Source organism: Chitinophaga sp. YIM B06452, assembly GCF_039655965.1.
Lineage (GTDB): Bacteria > Bacteroidota > Bacteroidia > Chitinophagales > Chitinophagaceae > Chitinophaga.
On record NZ_JAWLKY010000001.1, the window covers coordinates 1,501,876 to 1,512,908 of the forward strand.

Here is an 11,033-nt window from a genome sequence, read left to right on the forward strand (position 1 = left end):
GCTACAATATGCTCCTGATCGGCAGTTTTTTCAGCATCAGTTCCCCGTTGCGCATAATGAGCAGGGTGGGCCTTGTGCCGATGTTCTTCAGGATGTCGCGGTACACCTGGAGGTTGCTGGTAAAATTGTTGTTGATGGCCAGCACAAAGTCGCCGGGTTTGAAGCCGGCCTTTTCCGCCGGGGAGTTCCGGATCACATCGGTGACCTCTATCCGGTTGTCTATCAGGTAAATAATGAGGCCTGTGTAGGAATAATCGAACTGGTCGCGGAAGTGCGTGTTCGGCATGATGTAGATCTCCTTTTTCGCGTAGTTGAGCGTGAGGTTGAACCGCCGCAGGAGGTCGTTGCCGATCATGCCGGCCAGGGAAGGGTAGGAAGTGATATTGGTGATATCGTCGAACAGGTAGGTAGGCACATTCCTGAAATTATACGAACCTATCCTGAATTCGTTCATGGTGGTGATGTACATCTGCATTTTCCCGCCCAGGCCCTGCGCTTCGGTGGGAATCACCTTGGCCTTGCGCTTCACCAGCAGCGAGCTGTCTTTCACGAACTGCGTGCTCAGCAGCAGGCACATACCGGCGCCGGTATCGAAATAATAACGGTGGTTCACGTTATGTTTGCCGCTGCGCAGCGGGGACGAAATGACGGGAATGAAAGTAAGATTGGGGCGCAGCATATGCCCGCCACGCGGGTATTTGAAGCTGCCATGCGACCAGATGAGGATCTCTTCCTTGTCGTAGTCTACCTGGAAAATGTAACGGCTCAGCAGGCTAAAGCCGATGATGCCGTCTATCTGGATGCCGTATACCTGGCTGATGAGTTCGTAGTTGTTGATATGGAAGTCCAGGCTGTCTACCTGCAAACCGGGCAGGTGCAGGGTGTTATCTGTCGCGAAGGAAATATTTTTGCTGGCTACCAGGCCTCTCACTACTTTGTCTGAGGGGGTGAGCTTAAGGCCAAGGTTCAGGCAGGTGGTGGTATCGAGGGAAATGCCGGCGCTGCCTGTGTCCAGCAGGAACTGGAGAGTGTCCGGGAAGTTGTTGAGCCTGGCAGAGATCACCACCACGCCGCCATAGTATTGTTTGAAGGGAAAACGGGTGATCAGCCGGGCTTCCGGCTCGGAGGTGTTCTCGGTTTCCTGCGCCGGGGCAGGGATAGTAAACAGCAGGCAAAGGACGATAACGTGAAAAATGACTTTTGCTCCCATAATCGAAAGATGCAATACATCGGTGTTTACCTAAATTTAACGTTTCTGGTCAAACCGCCTTCATCTAATTGGTACAAGCGGCAAAATAAATTCTCCGGATACCCTACCTTTGTTTGCAAGATGCAATTACAGGACTTATACAAAAAGGCGCAGGAGTTCGGTTTTCTGACAGCGGAAGAGGGTGTATTTATGTTCCAGAATGCCCCGCTGGCGGAACTGATGGAGATCGCCAACGAGCTAAGGAAGCAGCAGGTGCCGCATGGCAAAGTAACCTGGCAGATTGACCGGAATGTGAATACCACCAACGTATGCACGGCCAACTGTAAATTCTGCAATTTCTACCGCATTCCCGGCCATAAAGATGCTTACATCACCGGGATCGAAGAATACAAGGTGAAAATAGACGAGACGCTCAAATACGGCGGGGACCAGCTGCTGTTACAAGGCGGCCACCATCCTGAGCTGGGGCTGAAGTTCTATACAGACCTCTTTTCCGAACTGAAATCATTGTACCCTGAGCTTCGCCTCCACACCCTGGGCCCCCCGGAAGTGGCGCATATCACCAAGCTCGAAAAAAGCACGCATATCGAAGTGCTGCGTGCATTGCAGAAAGCGGGCATGGATAGCCTGCCGGGCGCCGGCGCGGAGATACTCAACGACCGTGTGCGCCGCCTCATTTCCAAAGGCAAATGCGGCGCGCAGGAATGGCTGGACGTGATGAGGGCCGCCCACAAGCTCAACATTGCCTCATCCGCCACCATGATGTTTGGCCACGTAGAAACCGTGCTCGAAAGATTTGAGCACCTGGTGGCCATCCGCCAGGTACAGAGCGAAAAACCGGAAGGGCACTACGGCTTCACCGCCTTCATCCCCTGGACCTTCCAGGACGTGGATACCCTGCTGGCACGCATCCGCGGCGTTCACAACATGACCACTTCAGAAGAATATATCCGCATGATCGCCATGAGCCGCATCATGCTGCCAAATATCAGGAACATCCAGGCGTCCTGGCTCACCGTGGGCAAGTCTGTTGCACAGCTCTGCCTGCATGCGGGCGCCAACGATTTCGGCTCTATCATGATCGAGGAAAATGTGGTGAGTGCTGCCGGAGCCCCGCACCGCTTCACTTATAAAAGCATCCAGGAGGCTATCCGCGAAGCTGGATTTGAACCGCAGCTGCGCAACCAGCTGTACCAGTTCCGCGAGATCCCGCAGCAGATCGAGGAGCAGGTGATCAATTACTGATTTTTTTCTTTCAAACGATAGTAAAGGGCCGCTTCTAAAAAGCGGCCCTTTTTTGCAATGGAAAAGCCCGTCATTGCGAGGAGCAGCAGGGCCAAAGCGGGTGGGCGACGAAGCAATCTCTCACATTGGATTGATACACTCATATTCGGAGATTGCTTCGTCGCGGCTCACGCACAAATCCCCCACCGCTCCTCGCAATGACGGGCTTTTCTGATCTTTTTTGCATATTAAATTAACTGTAAAATTCCGTGCGAATTTTATTTCAATTAGTTGACAATCATGCAGATGTGCGTTTTCGGCATTGGTTTTACCAATTTTTCAACAGGTTGATACCTAACTTCTTATCAGGATCAAGTCCACGTCATCTCCGCCTCATCTCCACATTTCCGGTATTATTCCATCAGTTTCCATTGCATCACCCTTCAATACTACTTCCATCTTATCCCGGTCTGATCCCGGTGATACCTTCATTCTCAATCCTTTAACAGTTACCTAAAAGTTCTGTTAAATAGCGTTGCCCCATGTATCTTTTGCACCTTGTTTGCCGTCTAAAGAAATATAAACACTAGAGCAATGAAGAACAAGATGAGATTTTTAGCCGTAGGGATGCTTTCAGGGCTGGTGTTGTTCCTTGCATCCTGTTCAAGTACCAAGGTGACTTCTTCCTGGAAGGAGCCTGATGCTTCACTTAACACTAATCAGAAGATCCTCGTAATGGCGCTCGTGAGCGACAAGGAGGGCAGCCTGAGAACTAATATGGAAAAAGAATTCGTGGCCTCGTTGAAACAGCGGGGGTACAACGCCGTTTCAGCTTACGATGAACTGGGCCCCCAGGCGCTCAGGGGACTCAACGAACAGAAAGCCATGAACAAGATCCGCAAGACCGATGCAGACCAGGTACTGACCATCGTAATGCTGGATAAATCCAAAGAGAAGAATTACGTGCCGGGCCGCAGCTGGTATATGCGCCCGTACCCGATGTATTACGGCCGCTTCTGGCCTTATTACTACTCGATGTACAACCGGGTTTACGAGCCGGGATATTACACGACCAACACGAAATACTTCCTGGAAAGCAATCTTTATAACCTGAGAGACAAACAGCTGGTCTATTCCGTGCAAACGGAAACCTTCGACCCTTCGTCTGCCGCCCGCATGGCCGTAGTATACAGCCAGCAGGTGATCAAGGACATGACGAAGCAACAGTTGATCTCCAAACGTTAGTAGTACAGTACCGTCATAATCAAAATCAACAGGTAACCTGCTCCGGTGGGTTGCCTGTTGGTGTTTTTAGGGAGATTTTATATGTTTACCGGCCTACTTATGCTAGAACTGCCAGTAAACGATACGACCATCCTCCGCCAGCTGCAGCCTGAAAACGCCCCGCAGCTTTTCCAGCTGATCAACCAATGCCGGAAAACCCTGCGCAAATTCCTGCCCTGGGTGGATTATAACACGACTGAAGAACATTCCCTGCGGTTCATTGAACTGATGAAACGCAAAGCGGACGAGCAGGACGCCATTGCCTTCGGCATCTGGCACAACGGGGAGCTTTGCGGTGTGATAGATCTCCATGGCTGGGATCATCTTCTTTCCAAAGCGGAAATAGGCTACTGGATCGGGACAGAGATGCAGGGCAAAGGACTCGTCACGGAATCCTGCAAAACCCTTATCGGGTATGCCTTTTCAGCCATGCGGCTGAACAAGGTGGAGATCCGGTTCGTGCTGCAGAATGAAAAAAGCGCGCAGATACCCATCAAGCTGGGGTTTGCCAAAGAAGGCATTCTCCGCCAGAGCGCAAAGCTGCACGGGCAGTATGTAGACATGGTGGTGATGGGCATGCTCCGCAAGGACTGGAAGCATCAATAACCCCGCAGATCACACGTCGCAGATCTGTACGCCCTGCTTCAGGGAGGCCAGCTTATCTTCTCTTTTCGGCACAAATTCCTGGGCCACGAAACCTTTGAAGCCGGTATCCAGCACGGCCTGCATGATGGCGGGGTAAAACAGTTCCTGCGTTTCATCTATCTCATGCCTGCCGGGCACGCCGCCAGTGTGGTAATGGGCGATGTACTGCTGGTTTTCACGGATGGTGCGGATCACATCGCCTTCCATGATCTGCATATGATAGATATCGTAGAGTAATTTGAAGTTGTCGGAACCCACCGCTTTGCAGAGCTCCACGCCCCAGGCGGTGTGGTCGCACTGGTAATCGCCGTGGTCCACTTTGCTGTTGAGCAGTTCCATGACGAGCGTTACTTTTTTCTTTTCGGCGTAGCCGATGATCTTTTTGAGTCCTTCCGCGCAGTTTTCTATGCCCTGCTGATCGTCCAGCCCTTCGCGGTTGCCGGAGAAGCAGATCAGGTTGGTGAAGCCGGCGGCGGCTGTTGCGTCTATCATCGGCTTGAAATATTCGATCAGCTGGGCGTGGTGCTCTTTGCGGTTCCAGCCGCGGGTTATGCCCCATTCTTTGCTATTGGAGGCTACCATGGCGCTGGTGAGATCATATTTTTTGATCACATCGAAGTCTTTCGGGCTCACCAGGTCTATGCTCTGGATGCCGATATGCTGCGCGGCCTTGCAAAGCTCTTCCAGCGGGATGCCGTTATAACACCAGGCGCATACGGAATGCCTGATCCTGCCTTTGAGCTTATCGCTGAGCGCCTGTTCGTGCGCGGAAACACGGGAAGTAAGTGAAGAGAGGGCTGTGCCTGCCAGTGCCATAGTCGCTACTTTTTTGATCGCATCTCTGCGGGTGGAATGGTTTGCCATAACGGGTCGGATTTACCGGTGGTGAATTTACTTCAAATCCCCGCCAAATGCAAGCGGCAGGGAAACTACTTTTTTTGATATTCCGGGTAAATACGTGACCAATGCTGTTCGTACTAAAACCTTCTCCCAGTAAGCATTACAGCCGGCCGCACCGACGATTTCCGGGGAACATTCCCGGAAGCCCGTAACATTTTGGTAGGTTATTTGATTATATATACAAAAGCCAGTGAGTATGAAAATGAAAACTACTCCCAGTTTAACGATGTGCCTGGTAATGGACCTGATCGGTCTGGCCAGTTATGCCGTGCCGTTACTGGGCGAGGTGAGTGATGTGGTATGGGCGCCGATCTCGGCTTTCATCTTTTACAGGATGTTCGGCGGGCCGCTCGGCGCATTCGGCGGTGTGTTCAACCTGATAGAGGAGCTGTTCCCTGGGCTGGATTTCATCCCAACGTTCACCATCAGCCGCTTCGTGGTGTATATCACCCAGCAATGGTCCGCGCACCAGAAAAAGCGCGTCATCAATGACTTGTAACCCCTGTTAACCCCTTCAGAAGGAAACCGGCTGGGCCTTGCCCGCCCTTCCCATGGCCGCGGACTTGCCTCCGAACCGGTTCAGGAAATAAGAGAAGCTCAGCATGAAATAACGCCGCAGCACCATACTCCGCGTGTCTTCGATGTAGTTATCGCTAACGGTACGGTTTACACTCACATTCTGGTTCAGCAGGTCGAAGGCCTGGAGCTTCAGCAGCCCCTGCTTTTTGCTGAAAACCGTTTTGGAAACAAACCCGTTCACCATCGTAAACTGGTTGTTGTAACCCTCTCCCCGGCCGGTATTGGCCACAAAATCCAGATCTCCCCCGAGTGCGAATCCCAAAGGCAGGTTGAGGTTAAAATCCAGCGTGGCCGTATAGGTGAAGTAATTCGCGTTGTTGGCCTTGTTCTCTGAGAAACGCGCCCGGCTGTAGTTCACATTTCCACCCGCCGCCACGTCGAACAGCTCTTTGTACACCCAGTTCACATTCACACCCTGGTTGAGATTGAGCGAGCTGGTGATGTTCTCCTTCCCGTTCACGAAACTGATATCCCGGTTGTAAGTCGCCTGGGTGGCGGTGTTCAGGAAGGTTTTCTGTTGCCTGTTCAGCGCAAAGCCATTTACAAGGTAGCCGTTCAGGTTGTAAGTGCCGTTTACGTTGATGGGCTTGATGACCTGTATGCCTTCTTTCGTGATCGTATTGGAATTCACGATCCTGTTGGACGTAAGCGTACCGCTCAGGGAAGCAAACAGGCTGCGCATGGTGGTGTGGTCATAATCGTTGAACGTCAGCGTCACCGCATTGTTGAAGGACGGCTTCAGGTCCGGGTTGCCCTCCTTTACCAGCAGGGGGTTCGAGATGTCAGGCACAGGTTGCAGTTGCTCCAGCGTGGGCTGCTGCGTTTGGCCGCGGTAGGTGAATGCCAGGCGCTTGTTGGCTGAGAAGTTGTAATTCAGCATGGCAAGCGGCGAAAAGTTCCAGGTTTGCTGGCGGATATTGCTGCCGGTAGAAAGATTATCGCTGTTGAGGCTGTTCTGCTGGATGTTCACACCCAGGGTGTAATTGTAACGCAGCTTCTGCGTCATAAGGCTGAGGCCTGCCTGGTGGTTGCTGTATACGTTTTCGAAGAGGTTCGTAAGACTGTCTACCGCCACGTCATACACATCCCCGGTTTTGGATTTATTGTAAGTATAGCGGTCGTTGGAACTGAAATTGTAGTTATAAGCATAGTTGATCTCCAGGAAGCGGTCGCGGAACACGGGCTCCGTATAACTTACCCTGATGCCCGCCCTGCGGCTGGAACTTTCCTGTATCACCTTCTGGTTCACGGTATCGAGCCGCGGGTTGAGGCCGTCGTGGAAGTCGATATACGATTCGTTGATGGATTCTTTTTCGCTGCTGTTGAAGCCGAAGGTAAGATTGGCGCTGAGGGTGCGGCCCTTTTTATCGAACTTTTTCCTGAAAAGCGCAGCCGTGCTGAAGTTTGGAGTATTGGAAGAACTCATTGTGCGGTTGCGGCTGCTGTTTACCGTATCCTTCGCATTGTTCAGCGTGGTGCTGTAGGACTCGCTGGTACTGTTGCCGGTTCCATAGGTGAACATGGGTGTTACCAGCACTGAATGGCTGGAGTCTATCTGGTAATCCATGCGCATAAAAACGCGGTGGTTCACCTGGTCTGAAAGTATGTTGTTGAAGTTGTTGACGTAGGAGGAGGAATCCGGACGGAAGATGTTCTGGCGTTCACTGGATGTTTCGTTCTCGCTTTCATTTTTGTCTGCAAAATAACTTGCATTGAAGCGCATGCCTTTCAGGAATTCGTCGCTGTAGTTAAGGCCGCCGTTCCAGCTTTTGGTGAGGCCGGTACTCTGGCCGCCACGCACATCGCCAATGGCAAAGCCCGGCGCGTTCACATTGTTCGTGCTGCCCAGCACGGAGAGCTGCTGCGTTTCCCGGAAGCGGTTGAAGGTGGCCCCGGCCTGGTAGCGGTCGTCTGTTCCATACCCGGCGCTTGCCCGCCCGAAGAAGCCTTTTTTCTTGTCCTGCTTCACCGTCAGGTTGAGCGTTTTTTCTATTTCCCCGTCTGCTATCCCGGTAAACTGCGCCTGCTCGCTTTTCTGGTTGATCACCTGTATCTTATCGATGATATCCGCGGGAAGGTTGCGGGTGGCCATTTTAGGATCGTTCCCGAAGAATGGCTTCCCGTCTACCAGCACTTTTTTCACCGTTTCGCCATTGGCTTTGATGGTGCCGTCCTTTTCTACCTGCACGCCGGGCAGCTTCTTCAGCAATTCCTCCACCATGGCGTTTTCCCTTGTTTTAAAAGAACCGGCGTTGAACTCGATGGTATCTTCCTTGATTCGGATAGGCGGCACCTGGTCTACCACTTCCACTTCGTTCAGGTTGAGACCGGTGCGGGCCATGGCCAGGGTACCCATGTCTATGAGCGTCGTAGTGTCTTTCACATCTATGCGCCGGGAAAGCTGTTTGAAGCCCATGTAGGAAACCACGAGAAAATACTCCCCCGGCTTGGACCCGGAGAATACAAACGCACCCTTCGCGTCTGCCACCACGGTGGTATACACGCTCGAATCCTTCCGTTCCAGCAAGGCTACCGCAGCATTCGGCAATGCCTCTTTATTGGATTGATCCGCTATTTTGCCTGTGATCTTATTTTCTTTCTGCTGTGCCCGGGCAATGGTTCCGATGGCTACCAGGGCCACCAGGATCAAAAGTATACGTTGTTGCATAAAGGGGTTTATCCTGTGTCCTTCCTATTGTATTTGCTGCTGCATTTTCTTGAATTGTTCGTTGTGCCACTTTTCCATGATGGACCTTCTTTTTTCTTTCAGTTCATCTGCGGTGAGTTTCTGCGCAGTGGCGGGCAGGCTTACTTCCGATTCCGGAATGGGTTTCAACTCTACTTTTTTCGCGACGTAAGAACGTTTACTGCTTTCGATGGACAGTACCACTCCCTGCTGCGGCAATACGCCGTTCACGGGCGAAAAAGTTACCGGGATCTCCGTCGTATACCACAGCACAAACTGCTCGTCGCCCTGGTTAACTGTGGCGCGGTTGCAGTTGTACCCCGCGATCTTCTTCGTCTTTTTGGACGTTTTGAAGTCCGGCGTAGCTTTATAATCTTCTTCGGAATACCAGGTATTTTCCACTACGCTGTCTTTTCTTTCTTCTGTTACGCTAAGGTACTTCCTGTTTGCGAGATCAATATACGTCGTATTGCTGACAGGGGGCCGCAGTGCATTAGCAGTGAGCGGGCGGCCGGCGGGTGCGAACGCAACATTGCCAGGCCCGCCGGCGTCGCTTACCGTGGCGCTGCGTGCGGCAACCCCTGCTACGGGGCCTCCCATCATCATCATCCTGGGCCCGCCGCCTCCTTCTGTTTCCAGCTTGCCTTTCCCGCCGGAGAAGGTGAGAATCTGTTTTGAAGTGACCAGGTTCGGAAGGTCCGGCATGCCTTCCGGCGCTCCTTCGGTTCTGCCGCCGGCGGGAGAATAAGATACGATCCTCATCTGGCCGGCTTCAATGCGCGAGGTTACTTCGTACTCTATCACGCCCGACTGCTGGGCGGCGGCTTCCCTGCCCGTAACCAGCAGGGCCGCAATCACTACAAAGGCTGAAATGGTTTTTTCCATATCTCTGATTTTTTCGTAAAATTCAGGTATCCCCGGCAGGCGGCGGGTTAAGCAATCTTATTTAGTGTTAAATAGTGTTAAGCCCTTACGCCTGTTGCGTTAGATGCGATAGATTTACACCCGATGCGCAACAGAATCCGCAATATTCTCATCCTGATAACCGTCTGCACAGCCGGTATCTTTGCCCTGCAGGGCTATTGGCTCTACCAGGCCTACCAGATACGTTTGCAGGAGTTCAACCGGGATATCAACGACGCCCTCCGCACGGCTGTTTTTAATAAACAATTCACCGATGCGGGTAAATTATTGGGTTATGGGCACACCACGCGCATGCCTGCCGTAGCCGCCGCACGCGTTATTCCCGACCAGGCGGCCGGAGGTGTCGCTTTTGAACCGGCGCGCCCCATGGCAGGGTGGAGGCGTAGGGGGCAGAACGCTTTTTTCCTCCGCAAAAGCGTGACCTTTAACGACACCACTACCGCCGAAGGTTACGAGGAAATAACAGAGAACGGGAAGACCATCCGGATCAATCTTTCGAAAGACACGAATTACCGGCAGGTGGCCGATTCACTTTCCCGCAGGATCTCCAACATCCTCGTGCTGAACCGCTTCTTCGATTCCACCCTTACCCTCAACCGGCTGGATTCCATGTACACGGAAGAACTGCTGGCGCGCGGCATACAAACGGGTTTCAGGCTGGATACCGTACGCCTTGAAAAAGAAGATTCCATGTTCTTCGTGGCCAGCAAGCTGCAAACGGCGCCCATTCCTTTCAACCCGGTGCAGAACCTGCTGGTAAGCGCGACCTTCAAAAGCCCGCTGGCGCTCATTCTCGGCAAGATGATCTGGAGCCTGCTCATTTCCGCCGTGCTGATGCTCCTGATGGTACTGAGTTTCATGTATATGCTCCGCACCATTCTCCGGCAAAAACGGCTTTCCGAAGTCAGGAACGACTTTATCAACAACATGACCCATGAGCTGAAAACGCCCATCGCCACGGTATCCGCAGCCGTAGAGGCCTTGCAGCATTTTAATGCCCTGCAGGACCAGCAGCGCACGGCGCAATACCTCAATATTTCCCGCAACGAACTGCACCGGCTGAATGACCTTGTGGAAAAAGTACTGCACATCGCGGCGGAAGAAAAAGAAGATTTCGAGCTCACTCCCGAGCCGACGGATCTCAACGAACTGATCAGCGGCATCATCACGAACCACCGCCTCAAATCGGCCAGGAAAGTGGATTTTACCTACACCCTGCTCGCTGATGCAGAGGTGATGGTAGATGGCACGCATCTTTCCAATGCGATCAACAACCTGGTAGACAATGCCATTAAATATTCCCCCGAGCCCGCAGCTATCACCATCATGGTTACCCGGCAGCAAAACCGGCTCAGGATCAGCGTGAAAGACAATGGCATCGGCATTCCGCATGCTTACCAGGAAAATATTTTCGAAAAATTTTTCCGCGTGCCCACCGGCAACCTGCATAATGTAAAGGGTTTCGGGCTGGGGCTCAGCTATGTGAAAAAGATCGTGGAGAAACACGGCGGCTGGGTGCGGGTAAAAAGCGAACCGGATAAAGGCAGCGAATTCCTGCTGGAGATCCCCTTAACCTGATGT

Annotated in this window: 9 protein-coding genes; 5 read left to right on the plus strand and 4 right to left on the minus strand. The window is 52.4% G+C overall.

Features of this window, described 5'->3' with window-relative positions; genetic code table 11:
- Window position 1: 1 nt before the first annotated feature.
- On the minus strand, window positions 2-1,210 hold the full coding sequence (locus R3I13_RS05865) for an aspartyl protease family protein (RefSeq protein ID WP_346316995.1): 1,209 nt from the start codon (window positions 1,208-1,210) through the stop codon (window positions 2-4).
- Window positions 1,211-1,330: 120 nt separating this feature from the next.
- Between R3I13_RS05865 and mqnC the strand changes: the two genes are divergently transcribed.
- The 3 genes from mqnC to R3I13_RS05880 all read left to right on the plus strand — a co-directional run bounded on the left by mqnC (window position 1,331) and on the right by R3I13_RS05880 (window position 4,324).
- Window positions 1,331-2,455, plus strand: a complete 1,125-nt coding sequence (gene mqnC / locus R3I13_RS05870) for a cyclic dehypoxanthinyl futalosine synthase (RefSeq protein ID WP_346316996.1) — start codon at window positions 1,331-1,333, stop codon at window positions 2,453-2,455.
- Window positions 2,456-3,028: 573 nt separating this feature from the next.
- Entirely contained in the window at window positions 3,029-3,679 is a 651-nt protein-coding gene (locus tag R3I13_RS05875; RefSeq protein ID WP_346316997.1) for a hypothetical protein, read from the plus strand.
- 99 nt (window positions 3,680-3,778) lie between these two features.
- A complete protein-coding gene (locus tag R3I13_RS05880; RefSeq protein ID WP_346316998.1) occupies window positions 3,779-4,324 on the plus strand; it encodes a GNAT family protein in 546 nt (181 codons plus the stop codon).
- Between the two features lie 9 nt (window positions 4,325-4,333).
- Here R3I13_RS05880 and R3I13_RS05885 read toward each other — a convergent pair whose 3' ends face one another.
- On the minus strand, window positions 4,334-5,227 hold the full coding sequence (locus tag R3I13_RS05885; RefSeq protein ID WP_346316999.1) for a TIM barrel protein: 894 nt from the start codon (window positions 5,225-5,227) through the stop codon (window positions 4,334-4,336).
- 232 nt (window positions 5,228-5,459) lie between these two features.
- On the opposite strand from R3I13_RS05885, the gene R3I13_RS05890 reads away from it, so the two are divergent.
- Window positions 5,460-5,762 carry a hypothetical protein gene (locus R3I13_RS05890; protein WP_346317000.1) on the plus strand — a complete coding sequence of 101 codons (303 nt, stop codon included), beginning with the start codon at window positions 5,460-5,462 and terminating at the stop codon, window positions 5,760-5,762.
- Window positions 5,763-5,777: 15 nt separating this feature from the next.
- On the opposite strand, the gene R3I13_RS05895 is transcribed toward R3I13_RS05890, so the two are convergent.
- Entirely contained in the window at window positions 5,778-8,510 is a 2,733-nt protein-coding gene (locus R3I13_RS05895; RefSeq protein WP_346317001.1) for a TonB-dependent receptor family protein, read from the minus strand.
- 24 nt (window positions 8,511-8,534) lie between these two features.
- Window positions 8,535-9,413, minus strand: a complete 879-nt coding sequence (locus R3I13_RS05900; protein ID WP_346317002.1) for a GLPGLI family protein — start codon at window positions 9,411-9,413, stop codon at window positions 8,535-8,537.
- 123 nt (window positions 9,414-9,536) lie between these two features.
- On the opposite strand from R3I13_RS05900, the gene R3I13_RS05905 reads away from it, so the two are divergent.
- Window positions 9,537-11,030, plus strand: coding sequence for a HAMP domain-containing sensor histidine kinase (locus R3I13_RS05905; RefSeq protein ID WP_346317003.1), 1,494 nt, complete (start codon window positions 9,537-9,539; stop codon window positions 11,028-11,030).
- The last annotated feature ends 3 nt before the right edge of the window (window positions 11,031-11,033 follow it).

Bases quoted from the DNA above. Each gene is read 5' to 3' on its own strand.
- R3I13_RS05865 (WP_346316995.1), bottom strand. From the start codon at position 1,210: ATGGGAGCAAAAGTCATTTTTCACGTTATCGTCCTTTGCCTGCTGTTT.
- mqnC (WP_346316996.1), top strand. From the start codon at position 1,331: ATGCAATTACAGGACTTATACAAAAAGGCGCAGGAGTTCGGTTTTCTG.
- R3I13_RS05875 (WP_346316997.1), top strand. From the start codon at position 3,029: ATGAAGAACAAGATGAGATTTTTAGCCGTAGGGATGCTTTCAGGGCTG.
- R3I13_RS05880 (WP_346316998.1), top strand. From the start codon at position 3,779: ATGCTAGAACTGCCAGTAAACGATACGACCATCCTCCGCCAGCTGCAG.
- R3I13_RS05885 (WP_346316999.1), bottom strand. From the start codon at position 5,227: ATGGCAAACCATTCCACCCGCAGAGATGCGATCAAAAAAGTAGCGACT.
- R3I13_RS05890 (WP_346317000.1), top strand. From the start codon at position 5,460: ATGAAAATGAAAACTACTCCCAGTTTAACGATGTGCCTGGTAATGGAC.
- R3I13_RS05895 (WP_346317001.1), bottom strand. From the start codon at position 8,510: ATGCAACAACGTATACTTTTGATCCTGGTGGCCCTGGTAGCCATCGGA.
- R3I13_RS05900 (WP_346317002.1), bottom strand. From the start codon at position 9,413: ATGGAAAAAACCATTTCAGCCTTTGTAGTGATTGCGGCCCTGCTGGTT.
- R3I13_RS05905 (WP_346317003.1), top strand. From the start codon at position 9,537: ATGCGCAACAGAATCCGCAATATTCTCATCCTGATAACCGTCTGCACA.